This is a genomic window from Flagellimonas sp. ABD4_174 (assembly GCF_056160185.1).
The window spans coordinates 459,218-485,138 of record NZ_JBSWWP010000001.1; the positions used below are offsets into that span (position 1 = coordinate 459,218).

20 protein-coding genes are annotated in these 25,921 nt (G+C 42.0%); 12 read left to right on the forward strand and 8 right to left on the reverse strand.

What is annotated here, in order from left to right; genetic code table 11:
* Nucleotides 1–23: 23 nt before the first annotated feature.
* The 5 genes from ACXAFK_RS02035 to ACXAFK_RS02055 all read right to left on the reverse strand — a co-directional run bounded on the left by ACXAFK_RS02035 (nucleotide 24) and on the right by ACXAFK_RS02055 (nucleotide 4,542).
* Nucleotides 24–1,451, reverse strand: a complete 1,428-nt coding sequence (locus ACXAFK_RS02035) for a DUF3526 domain-containing protein (protein WP_474956633.1) — start codon at nucleotides 1,449–1,451, stop codon at nucleotides 24–26.
* Between the two features lie 2 nt (nucleotides 1,452–1,453).
* Nucleotides 1,454–2,860 carry an ABC transporter permease gene (locus ACXAFK_RS02040; protein WP_474956634.1) on the reverse strand — a complete coding sequence of 469 codons (1,407 nt, stop codon included), beginning with the start codon at nucleotides 2,858–2,860 and terminating at the stop codon, nucleotides 1,454–1,456.
* On the reverse strand, nucleotides 2,857–3,573 hold the full coding sequence (locus ACXAFK_RS02045) for an ABC transporter ATP-binding protein (RefSeq protein WP_252080964.1): 717 nt from the start codon (nucleotides 3,571–3,573) through the stop codon (nucleotides 2,857–2,859). The genes ACXAFK_RS02040 and ACXAFK_RS02045 overlap by 4 nt, the downstream gene beginning before the upstream one ends.
* Nucleotides 3,574–3,770: 197 nt before the next feature.
* Nucleotides 3,771–4,022, reverse strand: coding sequence for a hypothetical protein (locus tag ACXAFK_RS02050; protein WP_474956635.1), 252 nt, complete (start codon nucleotides 4,020–4,022; stop codon nucleotides 3,771–3,773).
* A gap of 133 nt (nucleotides 4,023–4,155) precedes the next feature.
* Nucleotides 4,156–4,542 (reverse strand): MerC domain-containing protein, encoded by a 387-nt coding sequence (locus ACXAFK_RS02055; protein WP_224836015.1) that lies wholly within the window; start codon nucleotides 4,540–4,542, stop codon nucleotides 4,156–4,158.
* Between the two features lie 153 nt (nucleotides 4,543–4,695).
* Here ACXAFK_RS02055 and ACXAFK_RS02060 point away from each other — a divergent pair, with 153 nt between their 5' ends.
* From ACXAFK_RS02060 to ACXAFK_RS02075, 4 genes are all read left to right on the forward strand, one after another.
* Nucleotides 4,696–5,067, forward strand: coding sequence for a Fur family transcriptional regulator (locus ACXAFK_RS02060; protein ID WP_224836016.1), 372 nt, complete (start codon nucleotides 4,696–4,698; stop codon nucleotides 5,065–5,067).
* Nucleotides 5,068–5,313: 246 nt separating this feature from the next.
* Entirely contained in the window at nucleotides 5,314–5,730 is a 417-nt protein-coding gene (locus ACXAFK_RS02065) for a GreA/GreB family elongation factor (protein WP_293298177.1), read from the forward strand.
* 42 nt (nucleotides 5,731–5,772) lie between these two features.
* Complete coding sequence (locus tag ACXAFK_RS02070; protein WP_224836018.1) at nucleotides 5,773–6,132, forward strand: hypothetical protein; 360 nt, start codon at nucleotides 5,773–5,775, stop codon at nucleotides 6,130–6,132.
* A 148-nt stretch (nucleotides 6,133–6,280) separates the two neighbouring features.
* Nucleotides 6,281–6,883: a hypothetical protein gene (locus tag ACXAFK_RS02075; RefSeq protein WP_474956636.1), complete on the forward strand. Its 603-nt coding sequence runs from the start codon at nucleotides 6,281–6,283 to the stop codon at nucleotides 6,881–6,883.
* 9 nt (nucleotides 6,884–6,892) lie between these two features.
* On the opposite strand, the gene ACXAFK_RS02080 is transcribed toward ACXAFK_RS02075, so the two are convergent.
* Genes ACXAFK_RS02080 through ACXAFK_RS02090 form a run of 3 tightly spaced genes read right to left on the reverse strand, consistent with a single transcriptional unit; the run spans nucleotide 6,893 to nucleotide 10,060 of the window.
* On the reverse strand, nucleotides 6,893–7,339 hold the full coding sequence (locus tag ACXAFK_RS02080) for a 3-oxoacyl-ACP synthase (protein ID WP_474956637.1): 447 nt from the start codon (nucleotides 7,337–7,339) through the stop codon (nucleotides 6,893–6,895).
* Between the two features lie 4 nt (nucleotides 7,340–7,343).
* The gene (locus tag ACXAFK_RS02085) at nucleotides 7,344–8,696 is read right to left on the reverse strand and encodes a sensor histidine kinase (protein WP_474956638.1); all 1,353 of its coding nucleotides are present in this window, start codon (nucleotides 8,694–8,696) and stop codon (nucleotides 7,344–7,346) included.
* Entirely contained in the window at nucleotides 8,696–10,060 is a 1,365-nt protein-coding gene (locus ACXAFK_RS02090; protein ID WP_474956639.1) for a sigma-54-dependent transcriptional regulator, read from the reverse strand. The genes ACXAFK_RS02085 and ACXAFK_RS02090 overlap by 1 nt, the downstream gene beginning before the upstream one ends.
* Nucleotides 10,061–10,263: 203 nt before the next feature.
* Between ACXAFK_RS02090 and ACXAFK_RS02095 the strand changes: the two genes are divergently transcribed.
* The 8 genes from ACXAFK_RS02095 (at nucleotide 10,264) to ACXAFK_RS02130 (ending at nucleotide 25,910) form a co-directional block, all read left to right on the forward strand.
* Nucleotides 10,264–11,604 carry a TolC family protein gene (locus ACXAFK_RS02095; RefSeq protein ID WP_293298191.1) on the forward strand — a complete coding sequence of 447 codons (1,341 nt, stop codon included), beginning with the start codon at nucleotides 10,264–10,266 and terminating at the stop codon, nucleotides 11,602–11,604.
* Between the two features lie 8 nt (nucleotides 11,605–11,612).
* Nucleotides 11,613–12,863, forward strand: coding sequence for an efflux RND transporter periplasmic adaptor subunit (locus ACXAFK_RS02100; RefSeq protein ID WP_474956640.1), 1,251 nt, complete (start codon nucleotides 11,613–11,615; stop codon nucleotides 12,861–12,863).
* A gap of 69 nt (nucleotides 12,864–12,932) precedes the next feature.
* On the forward strand, nucleotides 12,933–13,628 hold the full coding sequence (locus tag ACXAFK_RS02105; protein ID WP_224836025.1) for an ABC transporter ATP-binding protein: 696 nt from the start codon (nucleotides 12,933–12,935) through the stop codon (nucleotides 13,626–13,628).
* A 113-nt stretch (nucleotides 13,629–13,741) separates the two neighbouring features.
* Complete coding sequence (locus tag ACXAFK_RS02110) at nucleotides 13,742–16,090, forward strand: ABC transporter permease (protein ID WP_474956641.1); 2,349 nt, start codon at nucleotides 13,742–13,744, stop codon at nucleotides 16,088–16,090.
* Nucleotides 16,091–16,112: 22 nt separating this feature from the next.
* Nucleotides 16,113–18,512, forward strand: a complete 2,400-nt coding sequence (locus ACXAFK_RS02115; protein WP_474956642.1) for an ABC transporter permease — start codon at nucleotides 16,113–16,115, stop codon at nucleotides 18,510–18,512.
* A 47-nt stretch (nucleotides 18,513–18,559) separates the two neighbouring features.
* Entirely contained in the window at nucleotides 18,560–20,992 is a 2,433-nt protein-coding gene (locus tag ACXAFK_RS02120) for an ABC transporter permease (protein ID WP_474956643.1), read from the forward strand.
* A 23-nt stretch (nucleotides 20,993–21,015) separates the two neighbouring features.
* Complete coding sequence (locus ACXAFK_RS02125; protein ID WP_474956644.1) at nucleotides 21,016–23,466, forward strand: FtsX-like permease family protein; 2,451 nt, start codon at nucleotides 21,016–21,018, stop codon at nucleotides 23,464–23,466.
* Between the two features lie 29 nt (nucleotides 23,467–23,495).
* A complete protein-coding gene (locus tag ACXAFK_RS02130) occupies nucleotides 23,496–25,910 on the forward strand; it encodes an ABC transporter permease (RefSeq protein WP_474956645.1) in 2,415 nt (804 codons plus the stop codon).
* The last annotated feature ends 11 nt before the right edge of the window (nucleotides 25,911–25,921 follow it).

The following is a 25,921-nucleotide window of genomic DNA, read 5'->3' on the forward strand; positions in this document are numbered from 1 at the left end:
ACGAATATCCGGTTATTATTATTTTATTGGCTCAACATTCCTTTTTTCTCCGACCTACCTTGCACCGCAAACCCAAAAATAAGCAGTGCTGCCGCTATCAACAGCAAAACCACAGAGGAAAACCCAACATTGTTATTGGTATTATTGGAATAAGTAAATTGTGGGAGCGATGCATAATCTTGCTGCGAAAATGTTGCGTTGTTATATAAAAATGTGATCAAATGCGTTCTCCAAGTTTCTGCAAATTCTATGACTTGTCCCCGATAATTTTCATAATCTGCGGTGGATGTTCCGGCCAATTGGTTCAACGACTCCTGAACCACAATGGCAGGAGATAACCATTGTAATTTTCTGGACCATTCTTGTTGTTTTTGTAATTGATCTTCATACTCCCCCACTATGGGCTCTAATTCTTCTTTTACAATTTTTTGAGAGGCCATATACCGGTGATAGAAGTTTCTGGATTGTGTGGAATCGTTAATTGCATATTCCGGATGGTCCCTAAGAAAGTTATCCAGGATCTCGTCCTGTTTTTTGGTTGCCTCTGCTTTGTGCTCCCGCATTTCACTGATCAATATGGTTCGTGAAGGCATGGGATAAAGCGTACTTGCCGTTTGATTGAGTACCGAAGGGGTCAAGAGTACAAAAATTACCCAGAGCATTATTAGTGATACGGCATTTTTTGCTGAACTATCCACAAAAAGGTTGACCAAAAATGCAAGGGCAAACCAAAACAGCATATAGCACAAGGTTAATCCCAACAGGCTCAAAACGCTCAGCCAATCCAGTGCTTGAATACCAACGACGAGAAATACGATATACAAGGAAAGTGTTACCAATATCGACAACCAGAAAAAGCGAAGAATCAATTTTTGAAACACCCATTTTCGAACGGATATGGGCTGCGAGGCCAATAATCGCAAAGAGCCTTGCTCCTTTTCCGATGAAAGCACATTATAGGTAAAGGCAATAATAAGCAATGGAAGAAGGTAAACAATTACAAATGCCAGATCAAAGCTTCCGAAAAGAAGCTGAACCGGACTTGTCATTTCGGTAAAGTTCAAGGCAAAATCATCCCCGGATACCGTTGGTTTTACATAATGGGTAAAAAGATCTGCCTGCCCAGTGGAAACAAAAGCCATGGGTTGGGGTTCCATTGCCGCCACCCTTGGGTGATAGTTCCCAACGGCCATTGGACTAGTGGGAATGGTCCATGGGGAGGCACTCACCTCCATACCACGTTCAACGGAATCCAATAATTTGAGCATGGCCCGGTCGGTTTCCTCAACCTCTTTTTTGGCAGAAGAAATATCATTTGTTCGTTTTTCGACCTTTGTGCTACCATTATAGGTGGAAAAACCAAAAAGGACCAATAATAATACGCTCAAAAGTTGAATCCAACGGCTGCGCAACAATAAGCGCAGTTCGTATTTAAAATTGTATGGTAACATAGTTAAATGGATTTTGTGGTTATAAGAAAAGCGCCAAAGGAAAGTAGGATCCACGCTCCCAGAATCCACAAACTCGAAGCGTTTGTAGTAAGGATTGCATTGAGTTCTTGTGGATTATAGCTGAACTCGGGTAGTTTGCCCCAGAAATTGGCATTGGCCCGGTAGTCCCATTCGCCGTAGGAAGAATTTTGTGCAAAATTGTCGTTCAAAAACTTTTGTGTGGCAATTCTATAGTCCTCTGCCGCATCCGAAAAATCCCAATGGGCGGAGTAATCGGTGCGTGCAATTGCCATGCTTAAAAAACGAGTGGGCAAATACGGGGATATTATTGCCAAACTTTGATAAAGGCTGGACTGTTTTGAATATTGTTCCTTTAAATATTTGTAGTGCTTGGCGTATATTTCTGCTTCGTGCTCCTCGCCTTTCTGCATTCGGTAAGCGTCAAAATTAAAAGGAAGTTTGTGCAGGCTGTCCACCCCATGCTTGGCCAATACTTGCTGTTCCAACATTTTTGATTCTTTGCTCCAGGGGTTGTGGCCGTCCAGGCCATTTTGTTTGTCCTTTAAAACATTGGCAGCAAATTCCTGTCGGGTCGGATAGGGGTGTTTGGATTCGGCAATATTACTGGCTGCCTTGGGCACTGCCAAACAGGCCAATATCCAAACGGATAAGGAAAGCACCAAGGCTATCCCGGATTTTTTCGCTTTCAGTGAAATAAATAATATAATATTTAAGAAGATGATATAATATCCAATGTACACCAAGGATAAAATGAATAAGGATTGCCAACGGAACACACCAAAATCTTTGAGGTTGGACAGCACGATGCCAGCAATTACAAAAAGAACCATCGTTGCAATGAGCACCGGAAAAAACAGTGCGCTCCATTTACCTATTGCCCATTTCCATGGCGTAATGCCCTGACTTTTTAATAAAGTCAAGGTACCCATTTCCCTCTCCTTGGTAAAACTGTTATATGCCAATAAAATGATCAACAATGGAATTATGAAAAGCAAGATAAAATCTGGTGTAAGATCCCCAAAACGTGCTAATCCGGTTTGATCCGCTGCAGCACTGAATTGGGCTTCATTCCTGTTGTGGGCCGTTAAAAAAATTGAGGTTCCGACGTACTTATCAACACCTTGGTCCACTAAGGACAAAGGATATTTAGGTTTAAATGCATATGTGCCGTAATGTGCTGCGGAATGAGGGTTTTTTTCTCCTTGGTCGTCCCAGATGGCCCTTTCTGCGCTCTTTGCGTTTTGATACTGCTCATTTATATGTTGATACTGCCGTGCACTGATCCAAACTGCGATACCCAAAAGTATGGTTACAATGGTGAACGCAACACGAACCCGACCGTCTCGCCAAAGTTCCTTGCTTTCTTTTATGAAGGTTTTTACGATCATGGCAATACTTCTTTATAGTTCATCGTATCCAAGTATGCTTTTTCCAATTCTGGAAGAGAAATGTCACTTGCGACAAATTGTTGGCGAAGTTGGCCATCTTTCATAATACCGATATGGGTCGCGACCTCTTTGGCTCGGAAAAGGTCGTGGGTTGCCATTAGAACAGCAACCCCTTTGTTTTTAAGGTTTTGCAACAATTCACCGAACTCATTGCTGGCTTTGGGATCTAATCCGGAAGTGGGTTCGTCCAATAACAGTACCTTGGTGTCCTTGGCCAAAGCAAGGGCGATCCCTACTTTTTGTCTCATTCCCTTGGAAAAAGTGGATATCCGTTTTTTAAAGGCAGTTTCTTGCAGTCCAGCTTCGCTTAAAAAATCCGTTAGTGTTTTCGATGAGAGTTTTTTGCCGGCTATCCCGGAAAAATAGTCCAGGTTTTCAATAGCGGTCAGGCTGGGGTACAGCATAAGGTTTTCAGGGATATAGGTGACGAATTCCTTGGTTTTTAGAGGATTCTTAACTACATCCATCCCATTTATTTCGGCAGTGCCCGAGGTTGGCTTAATAAAATTAAGTAACATGTTTATTGTGGTGGACTTACCGGCACCATTGGCGCCGAGCAGGCATAATATTTCACCTTCTTTTACCGAAATCGAAAGATTATCTACGGCAACAAAGTCACCAAATTTTTTGGTAAGGTTATTCGTGGTTATCATTTTGGTGTTGGTTTATTTATTATTTCTATCAAAAACCCTATCTATATGTGAAAAGTATAGGCTAAAATGCGGGTAAGAAGCCAAATTACGTATTTGTTATACGGTATTTTGCTCCCCATATAGTTTACGACCATTGGTTTTGGAGAAATATGCGCAAATGCACTCGCCATTACCAATAAACAGAAAATATTGAGGTACTAAGTGGTGAGTGGTGGTGGCCTGCAGAAAAGCTGGCTGGAAGCTAAAATACCAACAGTAATAAATCTATATTCCTGTGAAATTTGTTTTTTGGGCCTGGGTTCTTCAACTAAAAGGTCATATGTCGTGGCCGATGGTGTAATTTCCGGTGCCTGTTGTGTTTTTATAATATGTTCACCAACAATGCAGTGGGCGTACTGGTCTTGATCTTCATCGTGGACCAAAACATGGAGTCCAGCCATTTTGACCATTAAAAAAATGGTTAAAAAGAGTAAGCCGATCCCTTGTTTTACGTAGCCTTGTTGCATAAGGCAATAAAGTTATTATAAATAATGTTAAAGAGGCCTTAAAGTTGAAGAGGCAAAGAATAAAAGTTGAAAATGGTCAGTGTTTGTGGTCAGCTTTTGAGGGCATAATTTTCCAATTGACAAAGTGGGCCACAGAAACCAAGATGGCACCGCTTACAGTGTTGACCGTTTCCCAAGCTTCGCTAAAATCCAGTCGTCCTAGGGCAATAATTCCGAAACCAACAGCCGCGATAAGCAATGGCCTTGAATTGTGATGCGCTTTTTTATAGCTTGGCCAGAGCGATATGAATACAAATACAATTCCAAGTCCAATAAAGGACCACTCGATAATTGGGTTGTGCAAAAAGTGCAGGCTGGACAAGGACGAGAACGACAATAGAATGGGAACAGCGGCACAATGTATTGCGCATATCAGTGAACTGGTCATAGCTATAATATCGTAAGTTTGTGTTTTTGCTTTCATATATTGTATTTAATGGTTCGCTGTTTTACGACAACACCAAAACCGATACAAGTGTTTAGCTGCTGTATATTGTCCATCCTTATAAGATGGTCGTAAAACTTTTGTCAAAATTATGAATAATTTATATTATTGCAACAAAGTCGCGATAAATTTATGAAAAGAAGAAATACACCATCAAAACAAGCCGTGTTGGATATTCTTTTGAAGAGCGATGAGGCCATTAGCCATGATGTGATCATGGGTATGGTAGATTTGGATATCAATAGGGCGACCGTTTATAGAATATTGAACCAGTTTTGTGAAGACGGATTGGTGCATAGCATTGTGGCAGAAGATGGAAAGCAATACTTTGCTATTCAGAAGTGCAAACAAAACGATCCTATGGAGCACCATTTTCATTTTAGGTGCACTTCGTGTGACACGATATCCTGTTTAGATCAAGAAATACAGATCAAATTGCCAGCTGGTTACGTTATGGAAAAGGCCAATTGTGTGGTTACCGGGGTTTGTGGAAACTGTGCATAACAAACTTTTATGCGGGCAATATTTCTCTAGCAGTTTAACCGGCACCTTTGACCGGGTCAAAATGTTCCACCTGGGTATTTTTTACCCGATTTACTAAAGATCTCTTCAATATCAACATATTGTAAATAATTGGTAGTCAGCAACATAAAACTAACAATATTTAACAATGCTTTCCGGTGGCATATACTTTGCTCTATTCTGCCAAATATTGGATGCGATTCGTGTCCTGTTCGCTAAGTACTGAGAATGAAATATGGAAGGCTGATTTTGGAGAAAAAGGACTTTGTTACCTTAAAAAAATTGCTTATTTTCTATAGGTATTATGAGGACTACTCTCATAAAGATGCACTGGAGCGGTTGAGCGAAAAAATTGGAATGGCAATGGTTGAAGATGAAATGGATATGCCGGACGATGTGGTTCGATTAAACTCCCAAGTAACAGTGGAATCGACATATGGAGCACGGAAAACTTTTCAACTCGTTCCATCCATCCAAGGCGATATCAATAAAAAAACCGTTTCAGTAGTGAGTATGGTCGGGGCCAATTTGGTAGGACATGCAGTAGATGATCATATCCAATTTGGATTTCCTTCAGATGTTCAATCCTTTAGGATTGTTGATGTGGCAAAAAACCATCGATTATCCTCGAGTTTTGAAGTCTAAAAAGAACTGGGCATTTAATTATTAACCTTAAATAGTATAGATATGAGAATTTTACTTTTCACATTTTTGATGGCGGTAGCATCCGTAAATATTCATGCACAGAATGTAACACCACAAGATATCAAGGTTGGCGATGTACTTGAGATCGGCAAGCCGGACATGCCACAATTTAAACACATTGATTTTCCCAGGGCCAACTTCATTATTAAAAAAGGAGGGATAGCGGATTTTAAAAAAGTGGTCGGCAACAAGGTGGTTGTAACCGAGATCCAAGAGACCAAAGATGGTGTGGTAGAGGTAAAACTTAAAAAAACAGATGGCAAAAGATTTTTTAATAGCCATTCAGTGGTAAAAGCAAATTTAAAAAATGCACTTGAGTCTGGCGAGTTGAGTGTATTATAATTGCTTGATTGTGATGTTTTCCGCTCAGCTAAAAGCTATTAGGTTTGCTCATGAATGGTTAGCAAGGCTGGGCGGATTTTTCATTTTAAAATAAATTTGTATTATCGGAACAACCAGAATTTGAACACTTTAAAAACAAAATGCCACAATGGGTAACATAAAACAACGTATTAATTCGGGATTTATATTGGCGGCGGCATTTTTATTGGTACTTGCTTCCAACCGGTTGAACAACAGAAACTTTTCTACCGTGGAACAAGGAGTAGATTCGGTTTTTGAAGATCGTTTGGTGGTCCAGGCATATATTTATACCCTTAACAATTATTTCCACGAAAAGGAATTGTTTTTGGCGAACAATGCGGTTTATTTGGATAAAATGCCTCAGCATCCGGATATCAAGAACATCCTAGTGGATTTCGCCAATACCGAATTGACCATTGATGAATCCCTACATTTGGATGAGTTAAGGGAAAATTACGCGGCCCTTAAAAGATTGGAGGACGATCAGGGCAACAAAGAAAAAATTATTTCCGTACTGAACAGCATTAGCAACAATCTTGATGAACTTTCTGCAGTGCAATTGTCCGAAGGAAAACAACTTACACAGCGCTCCAAGAGATCTCTTGGCATGAACCAGTTGTTGTCCACTCTGGAAATTGTGTTTTTGATCATTATTGGAATACTCTTTATCGTGATAGTTTTTAAGCGCGAAAAGAGTTCGGGAATGAAACTTGTGGAGGAGGATTCCTAAAACAATCTTTTAGCCAACCTTGGTAATTTGGTGCGTATTTCCATTAAAAACAAAAGTGTCTCCTTTTTCCTTGCCCATAAGTAATCGGGCAATGGGCGCACTTGTCGAAATACAATAGAATTTCTCTCCTGCTTGTTCGAACACTCCAGCAGAAATGGCAATAAAATAGTGGGCCATACTGGTTTCCACACAGGAGCCCAACCGGATTTTACCAGAAGGCGCATCAATCTTAATTTTATGGAGAATGCTCCGGGTAGCTTCAAGTTCTTGTAATTGTTGGGCCAGCTTTTCCTGCTCCAGTTGCACCATGGCCCGCCCGGTCTCATGCTTGTCACCTGCAGAACTTTTGGTCTCGGAACCTAAGGATTCTTGGAGTCCATCGCTTTGCTTTTTAAGCCGGGCCGCTCTTTCTTCAACAAAGTTCCTGCAGAATTTTAAAAGCTCTTCTTTTACCATATTGTTACGCAAAAGTTAGTCGAAAAACGGTTTCTTTTTTGGGAATGGACCGTACTTGTATGTTTCCGCCGTGCAATTGCATTACTCTTTTGGATAGGCTTAGACCAATACCGGTCCCCTCGCTTTTTGTGGTAAAAAAGGGAACAAAGATTTCATCCATCATTTCGGGAGAAATTCCAGGGCCATTGTCCAGTATCTCAATATATTTGGAGCCATTGGTGTCTATGCCGGCCATTACATGTACTTTACCATTATTGGCATACTCTACGGATTGAAGCGCATTTTTGACCAAATTGATCAAGACCTGGCCTATTTGCTTTTCATCAATATAAAATTCTAAATCTTTGGGCTTGCAAAACACCTTGAACTCGCTTTCCCCATCCAATAATCTTGCAGACATGAGCACATTGATCTTTTCCAAGAGGTCTTTGCCCTTGACCAACGATTTATTGGGTTCGGGCACATGTAGAAGGCTACGGTAAGATTGTACAAAATCCATTAGGTCGCTTCCTTGTTCTTTGATCACTTCCAGCCCTTTCAAGGTGTTTTTTATCTGACTTTCCTCCAACTCTGCCATTGGTGTAATTTTCCCTCCTTTTCTATAATATTTAATAATGGAGTCCGATATGGAGGCAATGGGCGTAATGGTGTTCATGATCTCGTGGGTAAGCACTCGGATAAGCCGCACCCAAGATTCGGTCTCTTTTTCATCCAGTTCTTTATGGATATCCTGAACTACTACCAACAGCAAAGACTGTCCATCCAAGGACAAGTGTGTCGATTTTAATGCCAATTGGGTTTGTTCCCGTTCGTTGGTCAACTGAAACAATTTGCGCTCAAAGGGCTTAAAATTTTTAAAAATCCGATATAGATTTTCGTCCACTTGTTTGAGCTGTTTTATGTGGTTTAAGGGAGTGTAGTCCAATAGTTGTTCCAGGGTAGGATTGGCAAATAGAATATGTCCCTTGTCATTATAGGTCATTATACCAATACTGGCCTGTTTCAATATTTCTTGATAGTACTGCTCCCTGACCTGTAATTGTACATGTACTTCTTGTATTAAACCATTTACCCGGTTTAGGCTTTTGTTCAGCTCTTTAAAAGATTCAATGGTAACGCCCTCGGGAAATCGTAGCGTAAAATCCTCGTTTTTTATTGCATCGAAGAAGTAAGCGATTTTTCGGTTGGTGCGGTTTAAAAAAGTGATCAGGGAAAACACGAGTAAAATCAATGCGACGGCAGAGATACCTAAAGTAAAATACCATTGTTTTGATACTGAGAATGCCAGAACAAGTGCAGTAAAGGTGAGAAATAACACCCGTATGATCATTTGAATATAAAAGTTTCTACTTGCCATCAGTCACCTTTTTTCTTCAGTTTATTGTAGAGCGTTTGTCTCGAGATGCCCAGTTGCTCCGCGGCCGCACTGTAGTTTCCTTCATTTTGTTCCAGCGCCCTCAGAATCATTTGCTGTTCCATCTCGTTTAGGGTCATAGGCTCGTTGTCCATAGATTGCATGGGCTTGGCGTGCAATAGAAAATCCGAAGGCTTTAAAACATTGCCATCGGATAGGATAACTGCTCGTTCCATGGTATGTTGTAATTCACGAACATTGCCTGGCCATGCATATTCCAGGAGTTTTTCCTGTGCAGTTTGATTTATCCTTAGACCCCCTTTATCATATTTATGGGCAAATTTTTTGAGGAAAAAGTCTGCCAACACTAAAATATCATCATCCCTATCTCTGAGGGGGGGGACTTCGATATGAATGGTATTGATGCGGTACAATAGATCTTCGCGGAACAATCCATTGGCGACCATCTGCTCCAAATTGCAATTGGTGGCACAGATAAGCCGAATATCCACATCGATAGGTTTGTTCGAGCCTACCCTTACCACTGTTCTGTTTTGGATGGAGGACAATAGTTTTGCCTGCATTTGTAGGGAAAGGTTACCAATCTCATCCAAAAAAAGCGAACCTTGGTGTGCGGCCTCGAATTTACCCGCCCTATCTTCTTTGGCATCGGTAAATGATCCTTTAACATGCCCAAAAAGTTCACTTTCGAACAAGTTTTCGGCTATGGACCCCATGTCAACCGGAATAAAAACTTCTTCTTTTCGGGTCGATAATCTGTGCAGCTCACGAGCAATTAGTTCCTTTCCAGTACCGTTTTCGCCGGTAATCAGTACGTTAACGTCCGTTTTTGCCACTTTTGCCACTAAGTTCAACACCGTGGTAAGTGCTTTGGATTGGCCGATAATATAATTTCTTCCCTCGTTAATGACCTGTTTTAGATGGTTCTCTTTTTTCTTGAGCTTATTTATTTCTTGTTTGGACTTTCTAAGCTCATGTGCGGATTTTACGGTAGTCATTAAACGTTCGTTGTTCCATGGCTTCAATACAAAGTCGGACGCTCCTTGCTTCAGGGCCTTTACCGCCAAATCCACGGCTCCATAGGCTGTCATCATTATTACTGAGGTGTCCGGGGATCGTTTTTTTATCTCGTTGAGCCAGAACAGTCCTTCGTTCCCGGTGTTGACACCGGCAGAAAAATTCATGTCGAGAAGCACAATGTCTATTTTTTCCAAGTTTGGAAAAGAGGTGATCTGGTTGGGATTGAATATCGTTTGGACGCTTTTGTACTCAAACTGCAAAAGAATTTCCAAAGCACTCAGTACGCTTTTGTTATCATCAACCACTAAAATATTGGCATCGACCATAAGACTACTATTTCCTATTCTTTTTTAAAACTAGTAAATGCCAGAGTACAAATGCCAAAAGTGTAAAATATTTGGACAAATTTTGTACAAAATTTTTACACCTCATTCAAGCATATTATAACTTTACGGGCGCAACTGTCTGGTAATCAGCAATAATTTATTTTGGCACAAGAATAGCCTTGAATTTGGCACAGGATATCATTATGAGATTAAAAACATACATAACATCATTATTTCTTATCACATCCGTGGTAGCGTTCTCGCAAAAGTTGTGGACTTTGGAAGCATGTGTGGACTATGCCATTGAACACAATCTACAGGTAAAGAACACTACATATAATAATGATTCCAGCAAAGAATCTTACAGACAGTCGGTCAGGGATTTGTTGCCTACTGTTTCCGGCTCGGCCGACTACACCATTCGATATGGTAGATCTGCCGATCCACAGACCAACGATTTTGTGAACACGGATTTTTTTAGCAATAATTATTCACTCAACGCCAATTTGGATCTGTTCCGGGGCTTTCAAAAATTGAATACTATCCGCGCATCCAAATTTATCTACAAGGCTACCCAAGAAGATATATTACAGGAAAAATTTTTGTTGGCCTTTAGGGTAATGAGCGCGTATTACGATATTAAGTTTTTTGAAGGGTTGGTGGCCAATTCCCTGGAGCAGCTCGAAATTTCGCAAGGAAATTACGACTTGGTGGCCAAGCAGGTGGAATTGGGCTTAATGGCCGGCGCCGATCTTTACGAAGCAGAATCCAATCTATTGGGGGATAAACTGTTATTGACCCAAAACAGGAACCAACTTACCAATGCCAAACTGGTATTGATCCAAGAAATGAACTGGACCGGAGCGTCCGATATACAACTGCAGGAAACCATGGGCCAGGAAATGGCGGCCATGGAAGAGGGGATTTCCCTGGACTCGCTGTACAAAACAGCAAGAGATTTTGTGCCGTTGGTAAAATCACAGGAATACCGGGTCACGGCCGCAAAAAAGCAAATGCAGGCCACAAGGGGTTCCTTATATCCTTCTTTATCTTTATTTGCGGGTTACGGCACCAGTTATTTCGAAACGAACGTGGATCAGAACGGAGAGGTGATTCCATTTAAAACACAGTTTACGGACAATCAGTCCAAATTTGTAGGAGCGCAATTGAACATTCCGATCAGTAGTGGATGGTCCAATCACTCACGGGTAAAACAACAGAAAATAGCCTATATGCAGGCCAAAAACAATTTAGAGATACAAGAGCAGGAACTATTTCAATTATTACAACAATTGGTGCAGGACAACAGGGCCCTAATTGCCGAGTACGAACAGAGTGCCAAACAAGTGGAATCTCAAAAAATTGCGTTTGACATTGCACAAAAACGTTACGAAAAAGGACTGATCAACGCATTGGAACTTTTTCAGGCAAAAAATCTGTACGGAGTTGCACAGAACCAGAACCTGCAAGTAGGCCTAAGACTTAAAGTAAATCAAAGCACCATAGATTTTTATAACGGGCTGCCCATTTTCAATATCAACTAAAACATACCATGGATATACAATTAGAAAAAAAGAAAGGACTTAAACTCAAACACTACGGCTACATCGCTTTGGGGATATTACTATTGTTTGTTGGTTATAAATTGGTATTTGCCAGTTCCATGTCCACTTTTAGAACCGAAAAAGAACGTTTATCACTTTCCACGGTTACCGATGGCAAGTTTGACGACTACATTACCATTAATGGTAATGTGGCGCCGATAGCTACTATTTATATGGATGCCTACGAAGGCGGACGGGTTTCCGAAAAACTGATAGAGGAAGGCTCCATGGTAAAAAAGGGGGACATTATCCTAAGACTGGAAAACATGGCCCTGTACGAACAAATTTTGGCCAGTGAAAGTAACTTGGCCCTAAAACAGAACGATCTACGATCTACCAAGCTCACTTTTGATTCCAGACAGGTAGAAGGTAGAAGGTCCTTGGCCACAGCAGAGTACGATCTCCAACGCTTAAAACGTAACTACGAGCAGAACCAAGAATTGTTCAAAGACGAACTAATATCCAAGGAAACCTACCTACTGTCCAAAGAAAACTACGAACTGGCCAAAAAACAATACGATATTGTTAAGCTCCAAACAGAGCAGGACGATGAATTGCGCAAAACATCATTAACTGGATTGGATGCCGACCTCGCAAGGATGCAAAAAACACTTTCCATGGTCTATGATCGCTTGGACCACCTAAATGTTCGCGCCCCCGCAGACGGACAATTGGGTTTTTTGGATGCTGAAATAGGGCAAAATATTTCACAGGGACAACGCATAGGGCAAATTAATGTGCTTACCGATTTTAAAATTGAAGCGGATATAGACGAACATTATATAGATCGCGTAAAAAGAGATCTTTCGGCCACTTTGGAGCGTAATGGGAACGAATACAAATTGCGATTGCGAAAAGTGTACCCTGAGGTGAGAAACGGAAGGTTCCGGGTGGATTTGGTCTTTGTGGATGACAAGCCAGAAACCATCCGTGCCGGACAGAGCTACAATATTAGATTACAACTAGGGGAGTCCAACGATGCACTATTGTTGCCGAAAGGAGGATTTTTCCAAAGCACCGGAGGACAATGGGTTTTTGTTGTAGACCCAAACGGGAACGAAGCCATTAGGCGAAACATAAGATTGGGAAAACAAAACTCAAGATATTATGAGGTCCTGGAAGGGCTTCAGCCAGGAGAACAGGTCATTACCAGCAACTACGACAGTTTTGGCGAAGCCGAGCGGATCGTATTGAAATGATCCAAGCCTATGTAACAATCATCAAAAACGAACAGTCTTTACAATAAATCGAAAAAACAACCATCAAAAATGATACAGATAACAAACCTAAAAAAGAGTTTTCGAACGGAAGAAGTGGAAACCTTGGCACTTAACGGCGTAAATCTAAAAGTGGAAGAAGGTGAATTCGTCGCAATCATGGGGCCTTCCGGATGTGGTAAATCAACCCTGTTGAATATTATCGGCATGCTGGACAATCCATCCGAGGGAAGTTACAATTTTGCCGGACACGAAGTCGGCGGCCTAAAAGAAAGCCAGCGTACCCAACTTAGAAAAGGAAATCTCGGATTTGTTTTCCAGAGCTTTAACCTGATCGATGAGCTAACGGTTTTTGAGAATGTAGAACTACCCTTGATCTACCTTAAGATGAACAAAGCTGAACGCAAGGAAAAGGTGTTGAAAGTTTTGGAACGGATGAAGATCGCGCATCGGGAAAAACATTTTCCACAACAGCTATCCGGAGGGCAACAACAAAGGGTGGCCATAGCAAGAGCAGTAGTAACCAATCCAAAATTGATCTTGGCGGATGAGCCGACCGGTAACTTGGATTCCAAAAACGGAATAGAGGTAATGAACCTGTTGACCGAACTCAACCAAGAAGGGACCACTATTGTAATGGTTACCCACTCCGATCGCGACTCACATTATGCGCATAGGGTCATTAACCTATTTGACGGTCAAATTGTGACCGAGAGCCAAAACAAACCTATGAAAAGTATGGTATAGGAGTTTATTCACATGCCCTAATCGAGTTTATGTCGAGCGCCCGACTGTCGCAGACAGGTAGTCGAAGCAAAGGGTCAATCAAAAAAACAATCAAATAAATCAAAACCATAATCATGTTCAAGAACAACCTAAAAATCGCATGGCGAAACCTCTGGAAAAATAAAGGCTACAGCATGCTGAACATTTTTGGACTGACTATCGGTATTACATGTGCCGCCATGATCTTGCTCTGGGTAGAGGATGAGGTAGGGTACGATAAGAATTTTGCGAAACAGGATGTGGTGTATTATATACCTACCAATCAGCAGTACGATGGCGAGTGGAGAACCTTTTTTGAGGCCACTCCCGGTCCGTTGGCCGAAGTTTTGAAACAGGAAGTACCCGGTATTATTGGTGCTGCTAGAACAAAAGGCGAAGATCTTTTATTTAGGGTAAATGAAATATCGGTCAATAAATACGGACGATTTGCAGATCCTGATTTTTTGAGCATGTTCAGCTTAAATTTTGTTGAAGGCAACCTGGAAACCGCTTTCAATGAGGTGGATGCCATCATCATTTCACAAGAAACTGCAAAGCAATTATTTGGGGAAAATTCTTCTGCCATTGGTAAAGTGGTTAAAATAAATAACGATACCAATTATACGATTTCGGGGGTATACGAAGATTTGCCCAAAAACGTGACCTATGGTTTTGATTGGGTAGCTCCTTTTGAACGTTTTGCCAAAGGGAAGGATTGGATGAAGGAATATGGAGCTAATTTTTCTGACACTTTTGTTGAACTATCTCCCGAAGCAAATTTTGATGTTGTCAATCAGAAAGTGAAGCAAATACTTCCCGAAAAGACAGAAGACGATGAAACCGTTGCCTTTTTGTTCTCAATGAAAGATTGGCATTTAAGGTCCACTTTTGAAGGAGGAAAAAACGCAGGAGGTCAAATTACCTACGTTCGGCTGTTCAGCCTTATCGCGATCATAATATTGCTGATCGCCTGTATCAACTTCATGAACTTGGCAACTGCCCGTAGCGAAAAGCGGGCCAACGAGGTTGGAGTGCGAAAAGTATTGGGGTCCGGAAGAAAGGGGTTGATCTCACAATTTATGGCAGAAGCCATAATAACCGCAACCATCTCCACTTTTGTGAGCGTACTGTTGTTAAAATTACTGGTGCCGCAATTTAATATACTTATCGATAAGCAATTGGAGCTACGGCTTTTGGACCCTGTCCATTTACTTACTCTGGCCGGCATTACATTGGTATGTGGTATTGTTGCAGGGTGGTACCCAGCCTTTTATTTGTCCTCTTTTATGCCGGTGGAGGTGCTAAAAGGGACACGAATAACAAAAGGGAGCGCAGCATTCATTAGAAAAGGATTGGTCGCCGCCCAATTTGTAGTTTCCATTGTGTTCATTATCAGTACCATTATCGTTTACCAACAGATACAGCATGTAAAAGCACGCGATTTGGGCTATGATAAGGAAAACTTGGTCAAAATACCAGTGACCGGGGATATGATCAAAAATTTTGTTCCTATTGAAGAGGAAATGAAGGCATCGGGCAATATAGAAGGCATTGGGCTGAACAATTCCGACATCCTTTCCGGGGGCAACAATACATCGGGGCTCAAATGGCAGGGGGGCGTAGATACCGAAAATGTCCTGGTTTCGGTGAGGAATATCACATCCGATTTTTTTAATACCGCAGGAATGGAAATTATTGAAGGAAGAGGGTTCAGTAAAAATCCCGCTCAGGACAGTACCAATATCATCGTGACCGAATCTTTTGCAAAATTGATGGGTAATGGAAGTGTCATTGGTAAAACGGTGGAAGAAGACTATCCTGTAATCGGGGTGGTGAAAGATTATTTATACGACGATATGTACGGAACCAGCGACCCCGTTATATTTTTTAACGACCCGAGCGAAGCCCGTTTTATGTATGTGAAGGCCAAATCCGGTATAGCAACGGCAACGGCTTTGGCAACTATGGAGGCATCATTGAAAAAGTTCAACCCAGCTTTTCCTTTTGAATACGAATTTGTGGATGATGCTTACGATGCCAAATTTAAGAGCGAAAAATTAATAGGAAGCCTTTCGCAAATTTTTGCATTGCTGGCCATATTCATCTCCTCTTTGGGATTGTTCGGGCTGTCGGCCTTTACCGCAGACCAACGTAGAAAGGAAATTGGTGTACGTAAGGTGTTGGGGTCTAGTGTAACCGGAATTGTTGGCCTACTGTCCAAAGATTTTATGCGGTTGGTGCTCATGGCCATAATCATTGCCGTTCCAGTGGCCTGGTTCTTAATGCAGAATTGGCTGGAGGGCTATTCCTATCGTATTTCCATAAATGTTTGGGCATTTGCCATAGCAGGGGCCATTGCCATAATCATTGCCTTGGTGACCATAAGTTTTCAGGCCATAAATGCGGCCAGGGTCAACCCGGTAAAAAGTTTACGTTCAGAATAAATCAATCAAAAAACCATCGATCATGTTTAAGAATTATCTAAAAATTGCCTGGAGGAACCTTACCAAGAACAAGGGATATACCATAATCAATGTAGGAGGTCTGGCCCTTGGCATGGCCGTAGCCCTGATCATAGGGCTGTGGATCATGGACGAGCTTTCGCACAACAGCTACTTTTCCAATAAAAACCGGATAGCCCAGGTGTTCCAATCACAGACCTTTAACGGTGAAACCGGAACAGGCCCTGCGATACCACGCCCTTTGGAAATGGCATTTCGGGAAAGTTATATGGATAATTTTAAGCATATGGTGATGTCTTCATGGACCACGCCCCAGTATCTAAAGTATAAAGAAACCAGTATTTCCAGAGAAGGAAACTTTACACAAAGGGAAGCGCCCGAAATGTTGGACTTAAACATTTTAAAGGGCGAAATAGACGGAATTCGGGAAATTAACTCCATTATGCTATCCGAATCTACCGCAGAAGCACTTTTTGGAAATGAAGACCCTATTGGCAAAACTATAGAGGTAAACAGTCAATACGACATGATGGTAACAGCGGTTTACGAGGATATTCCTTTCAATACATCCTTTAACGACACTCATTTTTTAATGCCTTGGGATAAATACGTATCCATCAACGAATGGATAAAAAATGCAGAGGACCAATGGGGGAACAACTCGTTTCAAATGTTTGTTCAGATAGCCGACAATACAACGATGGAAACCGTAACGGAAAAGATTCGGAATGTTAAGAAAAACCTGAACGAGGACACCGTTGAATTTAATCCTCAATTGTTTTTGTTGCCAATGGAAGACTGGCACTTACGATCTCGGTTCGAGAACGGAAAGCAGGTCGGTGGCAGAATAAAATATGTATGGTTGTTCGGGATAATCGGTGTTTTTGTCCTTTTGTTGGCATGCATCAATTTTATGAACCTTAGTACCGCACGATCCGAGAAAAGAGCGAAGGAAGTAGGCATCAGAAAATCAATAGGATCACAGCGGGGCCAGTTGATCAATCAATTTTTGGGCGAGTCCTTTTTAGTTGTGCTTTTTGCTTTTTTTATCGCTATTGTGATTGTTGTGCTATCTCTAAACGGATTTAATGATTTGGCCAGAAAAAAGATTGAGTTTCCTTGGCTATCATTGGGATTTTGGGGCGCCTCCTTGGCATTTATATTGTTCACAGCGCTTCTGGCCGGCAGTTACCCTGCACTTTACCTTTCCTCGTTCAGACCCGTAGATGTTCTAAAGGGCACCTTTAAGGCGGGCAAACACTCTGGCTTGCCAAGAAAAATCTTAGTCGTGGTGCAGTTTACGGTTTCCGTGGCCTTTATTATCGGAACAGTAATCGTAATGCAACAAATCAATCATGCCAAAAACCGACCTATTGGTTACGATAAGGAAGGATTGATTCAAGTGCCCACCATGAGCGAAGATTTTACGGGAAAGTTTGAATTGATGCGAGAAGCGTTCACAAACTCTGGAGCAGTGACAGAAATGTCCACTTCAAGTGCACCCACAACCAATATTTGGTCCAATCGGAGCGGATTCAAATGGGAAGGAAAACCAGAAGGATTTCAAGAAGATCTTGCATGGACCGAGGTATCTCCCGAGTATGCAAAAAGCCTGAATTTAAAAATTGTGGCAGGGCGTGATTTCTCAAGAGATTTTGCTTCCGACTCCACAGCCGTGCTCATAAATGAAACTGCCGTAAAATATATGGGACTACAGGACCCGGTAGGCAAGTTTATTACGGACTCCGACACCGAAGATCCATTTGAACCCATGAAGATCATTGGAGTGGTTCAGGACATGATTGCCCAATCCCCATACGAACCAGTAAAACAAGGTATGTATGTATTCGACAGGCACGGAAATGGCTCATATTATAATATGAGATTGAACCCCAACCAAAGTGCCAGTCAAAATATTGCGATAATCGAAAGGGTTTTTAAAGAACACTTCCCAAATATCCCTTTTCATTATGATTTTGTTGATGAGGAATATGGCGAAAAATTTGCAGCGGAGGAACGCATTGGTCGACTTTCGGGCATTTTTACCGCTCTGGCCATTTTGATCAGTTGTTTGGGACTGTTCGGTCTAACCTCTTTTGTGGCGGAACAGCGAACCAAGGAGATTGGGGTAAGAAAAGTGCTGGGAGCATCTGTATTTAATGTGTGGAACATGTTGTCCAAGGACTTTTTAAAGCTCGTGATCATTTCCTGCTTTATTGCAGTGCCAATTGCCTATTATGTAATGAACGGGTGGTTACAAGAGTATCCCTACCGTGTGATATTGAAATGGTGGATTTTTGCCCTGGCCATGATCGGGGCCATGGCCGTAACCATAATCACGGTTAGTTTTCAGGCGATCAAGGCGGCAAAATCCAACCCGGCCCGAAGTTTACGAACAGAATAACATCAATTCTGTAGGAGTAATAACTACATCAATCAAAAACGAACACCATGTTTAGGAACAATCTAAAAATAGCCTGGAGAAGCCTTAAAAAGCAGCCATTCTTCACCTTTCTCAATGTTTTCGGATTAGCAATAGGAATGGCTGGTGGGCTTTTGCTCGGCCTTTACATTTATGATGACCTGAGCCATGATAAAATGTTCACGGACGCGGAACGCATCTATCGCATCAATACGGATATGAAGTTCGGCGGTGCAGCGGAAGAAAATGCCGAGGTATCGGCACCCATGGCAGGAGCGATGGTAAACGACATACCCCAAGTGGAGATGGCCACAAGGTTTCGAAATATAGGAGGTGTTTTTATTCGTTCCCAAAACGCTAAAGACAATGTTCGGGAGCCCCAAGTATCCTATGCCGACTCTACGTTTTTCGATATGTTCGGCATTGAATTGCTGTATGGTGATAAGCGCACCGCATTGACAGAGCCCAATACAATGGTGATTACAAGAACTGCTGCCGAAAAACACTTTCCCATAGATCAGGCCGTAGGAAAAACACTTGTGATCAATGATCAAGATATGTACACCGTAACGGGTGTACTGGAAGACTTGCCGAAGAACTCAATTTTTAAGGACAAACCTCTTTTCTTGGCCATGTCCGGATATGAGGATGCCCAGTTGGCCGAATGGGGCAACCATAATTATTTTACCTTCATAAAATTGGTGCCCGGCACCACCGGAACCGACATACAAAATGAGTTACAGGCCATGGTGGGAAGATATTTGATTCCCTACGCACAGCGGTTTTTTCCGGGCATTACGGAACAGCAATTTCTGGATTCAGGTAATTATGTGAATTATTCCACCATTCCTTTGATCGACATTCACCTACATTCTGGAAGAAACCCGGAGTTCAGTGCCGTGAGCGATATTAAAAACGTGTATATTCTAGGAGCCATTGCTCTTATTTTACTGGTATTGGCCAGTGTTAACTTTATGAACCTTTCCACGGCGCATTCCCTAAAACGAGCAAAAGAAGTAGGAATTAGAAAAACATTGGGGTCCCAGCGCAGCGGATTGATAGGTCAGTTTTTAACCGAGTCTGGACTTATTGCCATGGGAGCCCTGATATTTGCCATAATCGTGGCCTATATTGCCATTCCTTTTTATAATGAGCTTTCAGGAAAAGAATTGTCCGTTCCTTTTTCCAATCCAATTTTTTGGCTGATTTTGATTATTGCAGCATTGGTTCTTGGTCTGTTTTCCGGAAGTTATCCTGCCTTTTTTATGTCACGTTTTGTAGCGGCAAAAGTACTTAAGGGGCAAGGGGACAACGCCATCGGCGGTGGAAGGGTAAGGAATGCCCTGGTCATACTGCAATTTAGTATATCGGTGTTTTTGATCATGGGCACACTCACCGTATTTCAACAACTAAGATTTATCCAGGGCAAAGATCTGGGGTATGGAAAGAACCAAGTATTGATCATAGGAGGAGTAAACGCACTCGAAGGAAGAAAACAAGCATTTAAAGATGCCGTATTGCGACTTAGTCAAGTAGACAATGCCACATTGAGCAGCTTTTTGCCCACACCTTCGGCCCGCAGCAGCGGCACTTATTTGTTGGCAGAAGACCGCAGCCAGGAAAAATCCATCAACATGCAACAATGGGCCGTGGACGATGATTATTTGAACACTATTGGACTTTCCTTGGTTTCCGGACGAACTTTCGATCTCGATAAATTCGCCACAGACTCATTGGCCATAATTGTGAACGAGAAAGCGGTCTCCATACTCGGAAAAACACCGGAAACCGTTATCGGAACCCAATTTGTAAATAATTTGGAAGAGGGCACCTTATCAACCGTAATTGGAGTGGTAAAAGACTTTCATTTTGAGACACTAAGAGAAGAAGTAGGGGCTCTTGCTCTGTTCAATGGAGCGGAATTTGCCAGCAACTTGGCCATAAAGCTAAATGGAGGCGATGTGTCCCGAACTCTTACCGAAATTGAGAATATTTGGAGGAATATGGCGCCTACCCAGCCATTCGACAGTTATTTTATGGACGATTCTTTTAACACCAGCTACGATGCGGAACAGAGACTGGGAAGGATTTTTATGATCTTCACCATATTGTCCATTATTATTGCCTGTCTTGGACTTTTGGGCCTAGCTACATTCAATGCCCAAAAACGCGTAAAGGAAATCGGTGTGAGAAAAGTACTGGGAGCAGGCGTGGGACAGATAGTTTACCGTTTGTCCGTGGACTTTTTAAAACTGGTGGGACTTGCGGTGGTCATAGCTTTGCCATTGGGCTGGTATGCCATGGACCGTTGGCTACAGGATTTCTCGTACCGTATAGATATTCCTTGGTGGATTTTTGCCCTGTCCGCATTGTTGGCTGTCGGCGTTGCACTTGTAACCGTGAGCTACCAAAGTATAAAGGCAGCCATTGTGAATCCGGTGAAGAGCCTAAGGGCAGAATAAAGGAAACAAATTAAAAAAGTAAAATGATCGTAAACTATCTTAAAATCGCTTTGCGGAGTATATTAAAGAACAAGCTCTTTTCCTTGATCAATGTACTGGGGCTTTCCATAGGTATTTGTGCTACGATGGTGATCGGTTCAATTGTCCATTACGATTTTACGTTCGATACCTTTCATAAAGATAAGGACAGAATTTACCGGTTAACGACGGAGTGGGAATCCCACGGAAATACGTTTTCCAATCGAGGGGTCGCCCTACCGTTGGCCCGTACTTTTCAAGAAGGAACAACAGGGGTTGAACTGGCCACCCATTTTAGAAACACAAGTTTTTCAAAAGTTGAAAACAAGAACTTGGACCTCACATTTAAGAACATTCAAAACTCCATTTTAGCGGATAATACCTACTTTCAGTTGTTTACCTACGATTGGATTGCTGGAGACAAGGAGTCGGCACTTGCCGAAGCTGCCCAAGTGGTACTCACAAGAAAAACGGCAGAAAAATACTTCCCGCATACGGAAGTTGGGACTGTTGTTGGTAAAACGTTGATGTATAACGATTCCATTCCGGTAAAAGTAACGGGCGTGGTAGCCAATTTTACCCAGAACAGCGATTTAAGGTTTAGTGAGTTTATGTCCATGGCATCGGCCAAAATGTTTGGCCTGCCCGATATAGAAACAAATAATGAATGGAACAGTACCAGTTCAGGAAACCAATTATTTTTTAAGATAAAGGACGAGGCAAGTATAGTTGCCATACGATCCCGTTTGGATGCATTGGCCAAAGAACATAAAAATAAAGCGCCTTGGGCCGAGAACGAAACACGCACTTTTCTTATGCAACCCCTTTCCGAAATACATTTTGGCGGGGAATACGCTGAGTATCCTTTCAATAATTCGGAACACGTTGCGAGTATAAAAGTGCTAAAGAGTTTAGGGTTTGTGGCTTTGTTCCTTTTATTGTTGGGATGTGCCAATTTTATTAACCTTAATTCGGCACAAGCACTCACAAGGGCAAAAGAAATAGGAATACGCAAAACACTGGGCAGCTCCAAAAAGCAGGTGATTCGGCAGTTTTTGTTTGAATCATTCATTTTAACCAGTATAGCGGCAGCGTTATCTCTGGTGCTGGCACCTTTTCTTCTCCGGCAATTCTCAGATTTTTTGCCTGGAGATATTTCACTCTCCGTGCTTTATTCCTTTGTTGGGATACTTGGAATTATTGGTCTAGTTGTCCTGGTAGCCATATTGTCCGGGTTTTATCCTGCTTTTGTGCTATCCGGGTTTCGACCGGCATCCGTTTTAAAAGGTCAATTTTCCAAAGGAGATCAAGGTGTACGATTGCGTAAGACCTTAACGGTTTTTCAATTTGTGGTCGCACAGGTTTTTATCATCGGGACCCTTTTGGTGGCCAAACAACTGCATTATGTAATGAACACCGACATGGGCATTAAAACCGATGCCGTAGCATTTGTTACCGTTCCACGGAACGATCGATCAGCGATTAAAAAAGAGCGTTTTTTTAGTCAAATAAAAGAAATCAAACAACTATCCTCAGTTAGTTTGGGAGGAGACCCTCCGGCTTCGAACAGTTATACGTCCACCGTGCTTGATTACTTTAAGGATGATCTTGAGAAGCATCAATCCACTCAAATACTGTGGGGCGATGCAAATTATTTGGATACCTACAATATTCCCATCATATCTGGTCGTGATCGTTTGAACGACAGTATACAGGAGTATGTCGTAAACGAAGCTTTTGCCAAGGAAATGGGGTTTGAAAACCCCGAGGACGTGGTCGGTGAATTTTTAAAACTGGACACTACGAACATTCAGATAGTAGGACTTATGCAGGATTTTAACCAACGTTCTTTAAAATCAGGAATAAACCCAATGGCAATGACCGGGGATTGGGGCGGGGACAACTATTCGCCCTTCCATAGTGTGCATTTTGATCTGGGCCAAGATTCTGAACAATGGGACGTTGCAATCAAACAAATCGAGGAAGCTTGGTCCACAGTTTATCCGGAAGAGGAAATGCGTCTTCAGTTTATGGATGAGATAGTCAAGAATTTTTATCGTACCGAAAGAAGCACGGTTCAATTACTAAAATGGGCCACGGGATTGGCCATATTGATCAGTTGTATGGGACTTTTGGGATTGGTTGTGTATACCACGGAACGCAGGGTAAAGGAAATCGGGGTTCGCAAAGTGTTGGGGGCCAATGTTGCACAATTGAACCTATTGCTCTGTAAGGAATTTTTGATTTTGGTAGGAATTGCTTTTGCGATCTCTGTGCCCATTTCGTGGTACCTGATACAAGAATGGATTCAGGACTTTGCCTATAAAACCAATATGAGCTGGTGGGTATTTATGTCAGGTGGCTTAGGAATGGTATTGGTGGCCATTGCGGTGATCAGCGCCAGAACCTATAAAACGGCAAAGATCAACCCCGTGGATAGCCTAAGGAACGAATAGTCGAAAATTATCAATCAAAAAACCATAGTATGTTCAAGAACTATTTAAAAATCGCTTGGAGAAATCTTATCAAGAACAGAATATTTACCTTATCCAATATGATAGGATTGACCTCTGCATTTGCTGTGGCCATTCTCTTGGTAATGACGGCACTTTTTGAACTTTCCTACGACCAGTTCCATAAAAATAAGGATGGGGCGTATCAACTTTACTTATCCCACCAAACCCCAAGGGGAGTAGAGGCAAGTGTGTCCAACCCTGTTCCTTTGGCACCAGCCCTTAAAGAGGAGGTTGCTGGCATAAAATATATCGCAAGAACTGTGAGCGAGGATGTTTTGGTCACCTACAATGCCAAGGAGCTGAGTTTGGATGCCGAGTATGTTGATCCGGAATTTTTTAAAATTTTTACCTATCCAACCTTATGGGATGATACAAGAAATCCTTTGCCGGAGAAGAATTCTGTTGGAATTACCGTTAAAACCGCAAAAAAAATATTCGGCACCGTGGATAATGTGGTCGGAAAAACGATTTCCATAAAAATCGGACGAGAAGAAAAGCCATTTACGATTGCTTCCATTTTAAAGGATACCCCGGCCAATAGCAGCATCGATTTTGGGATAGTGATCCCATTTGAGAACCATCCGGAATACCTTTCCAACATTGATCGCTGGGATTCCCAGTTCCACCCAATTTATCTTCAATTGGAAAATGGGGTGGATCCAATACAGTTTGAGCAGAGTACAGTGGCCTTTACCTCGCTCCATTACCAAGAAAGTATTGAAAGCGATATTAGGGATGGTGCACAACCCAATGCGGAAGGCCATTACAAGCAATTCCATTTGACACCTATAACCGATCTACACTTTGTATCGTACAATACCGGAGTGGCGGAGGCAAACCGTACATTTCCAATTATAATTTTGTGCATTGCCATAGTAATTATTTTTATAGTTAGCGCAAATTTTATAAACATGAGCATTGCCCTTAGCGAGAAACGCTTAAAGGAAGTTGGCATGCGTAAAACCTTGGGCGCTATACAAAAGCAATTGTTCTTTCAGTTTTGGATGGAGAGTCTATTTGTTTTTGCATTGTCCATCGTACTGGGATTAATGGTCAGCCAAATGCTATTGAACCCATTTAAGACACTTTTTAATACCAAGGCCACTTTCGCCGATGTTGCCCAACCAGAAGTAATCCTAATTTTTGGACTGGTTATTTTTTGTATCACCTTGATAGCAGGAGGATATCCGGCATTGTTGATGAGTAAATTGGGCACTCTGAAAGCCTTAAAAGGCAAATTAGACCTTGGTAAGAATAGATTGCGCAATGGACTCATTGTAGTGCAGTTTGCCATAGCCATTGTTTTGATCAGCGGAACTTTGGTTTTGAACGGTCAATTGGATTTTATGAGAAACAAGGATTTGGGTTACAACAAAGAACAAGTGATCTCTATACCCTTAAATGGCAAAAAACAGAGTTACAATGTGGTACAACTGTTACGGGAAGAACTTACGGGAAACCCGGATATTTTAAGCGTGACCGGCGCGGACAACAACCTTGGTTTGGGTCGGGACGGAAGCCTTTCCAGCAGTATGATGGGTTTTGATTACCAAGGGCGGGGCGTGGTCACAAATACCATTACCGTTGATTACGACTATGCAGAGACCTTAGATCTGGAAATAATAACGGGCCGAATGTTCAACAGGGAACACCAGACCGATAGTCTTAGTTTGGTCATAAACGAGACCATGGCAAAACAATTGGGAGAAGAGGACCCATTAGCGGTCACTATACCCATGGACGAAGACGTGGTGTACTCTGTAATAGGGGTGATAAAAGATTACAATTTTCAGGATGTGGGTAAAAAAATAGAGCCGCTCACACTTTTTATGGATAAAAATTGGGACCTGTACTATGCCTATGTGAAGGTATCACCAAATAATGTGGCAAATTCCTTTGAAGCCATTAAAACTGCTTGGAAAAAAATAGAGCCCCAAGCAGAGTTTTTAGGGTCTTTTTTGGATGAAAACGTAGATCGGACTTTCCGCCGGGAAAAAACAATGGCGACAATAATTACCAGTGGGAGTATACTTGGCATTTTATTGAGCTGTATAGGCCTTTTTGCCATCTCCATGTTAGTGGTGGCACAAAGAACCAAGGAGATAGGTGTACGAAAAGTGGTTGGGGCCAGTGTTTCCTCCGTAGCACTTTTGCTTACCAAGGATTTTTTAAAACTTGTTGGTCTGGCCTTTATAATTGCCACACCGATTGCATGGTATTTTTTGCATGAGTGGTTACAGAACTATGCTTCGCACGTGTATCTAAGTCCGTTGTTTTTTGTAGGTGCCGGCCTTGTAGCCTCTTTTATAGCATTGGTTACCGTTGGGTCACGAACCGTAAAAGCAGCTTCGATCAATCCCGTGAAAAGTTTACGGACAGAGTAAATTCCTGAAAA

Excerpts from the sequence above, each read along its gene's own strand:
- ACXAFK_RS02035 (WP_474956633.1), bottom strand. The coding sequence starts at position 1,451 with ATGTTACCATACAATTTTAAATACGAACTGCGCTTATTGTTGCGCAGC.
- ACXAFK_RS02055 (WP_224836015.1), bottom strand. The coding sequence starts at position 4,542 with ATGAAAGCAAAAACACAAACTTACGATATTATAGCTATGACCAGTTCA.
- ACXAFK_RS02110 (WP_474956641.1), top strand. The coding sequence starts at position 13,742 with ATGTTCAAGAACAACCTAAAAATCGCATGGCGAAACCTCTGGAAAAAT.
- ACXAFK_RS02065 (WP_293298177.1), top strand. The coding sequence starts at position 5,314 with ATGAAATATGGAAGGCTGATTTTGGAGAAAAAGGACTTTGTTACCTTA.
- ACXAFK_RS02115 (WP_474956642.1), top strand. The coding sequence starts at position 16,113 with ATGTTTAAGAATTATCTAAAAATTGCCTGGAGGAACCTTACCAAGAAC.
- ACXAFK_RS02075 (WP_474956636.1), top strand. The coding sequence starts at position 6,281 with ATGGGTAACATAAAACAACGTATTAATTCGGGATTTATATTGGCGGCG.
- ACXAFK_RS02040 (WP_474956634.1), bottom strand. The coding sequence starts at position 2,860 with ATGATCGTAAAAACCTTCATAAAAGAAAGCAAGGAACTTTGGCGAGAC.
- ACXAFK_RS02100 (WP_474956640.1), top strand. The coding sequence starts at position 11,613 with ATGGATATACAATTAGAAAAAAAGAAAGGACTTAAACTCAAACACTAC.
- ACXAFK_RS02045 (WP_252080964.1), bottom strand. The coding sequence starts at position 3,573 with ATGATAACCACGAATAACCTTACCAAAAAATTTGGTGACTTTGTTGCC.
- ACXAFK_RS02120 (WP_474956643.1), top strand. The coding sequence starts at position 18,560 with ATGTTTAGGAACAATCTAAAAATAGCCTGGAGAAGCCTTAAAAAGCAG.
- ACXAFK_RS02125 (WP_474956644.1), top strand. The coding sequence starts at position 21,016 with ATGATCGTAAACTATCTTAAAATCGCTTTGCGGAGTATATTAAAGAAC.
- ACXAFK_RS02085 (WP_474956638.1), bottom strand. The coding sequence starts at position 8,696 with ATGGCAAGTAGAAACTTTTATATTCAAATGATCATACGGGTGTTATTT.
- ACXAFK_RS02130 (WP_474956645.1), top strand. The coding sequence starts at position 23,496 with ATGTTCAAGAACTATTTAAAAATCGCTTGGAGAAATCTTATCAAGAAC.
- ACXAFK_RS02050 (WP_474956635.1), bottom strand. The coding sequence starts at position 4,022 with ATGGTCAAAATGGCTGGACTCCATGTTTTGGTCCACGATGAAGATCAA.
- ACXAFK_RS02105 (WP_224836025.1), top strand. The coding sequence starts at position 12,933 with ATGATACAGATAACAAACCTAAAAAAGAGTTTTCGAACGGAAGAAGTG.
- ACXAFK_RS02090 (WP_474956639.1), bottom strand. The coding sequence starts at position 10,060 with ATGGTCGATGCCAATATTTTAGTGGTTGATGATAACAAAAGCGTACTG.
- ACXAFK_RS02095 (WP_293298191.1), top strand. The coding sequence starts at position 10,264 with ATGAGATTAAAAACATACATAACATCATTATTTCTTATCACATCCGTG.
- ACXAFK_RS02080 (WP_474956637.1), bottom strand. The coding sequence starts at position 7,339 with ATGGTAAAAGAAGAGCTTTTAAAATTCTGCAGGAACTTTGTTGAAGAA.
- ACXAFK_RS02060 (WP_224836016.1), top strand. The coding sequence starts at position 4,696 with ATGAAAAGAAGAAATACACCATCAAAACAAGCCGTGTTGGATATTCTT.
- ACXAFK_RS02070 (WP_224836018.1), top strand. The coding sequence starts at position 5,773 with ATGAGAATTTTACTTTTCACATTTTTGATGGCGGTAGCATCCGTAAAT.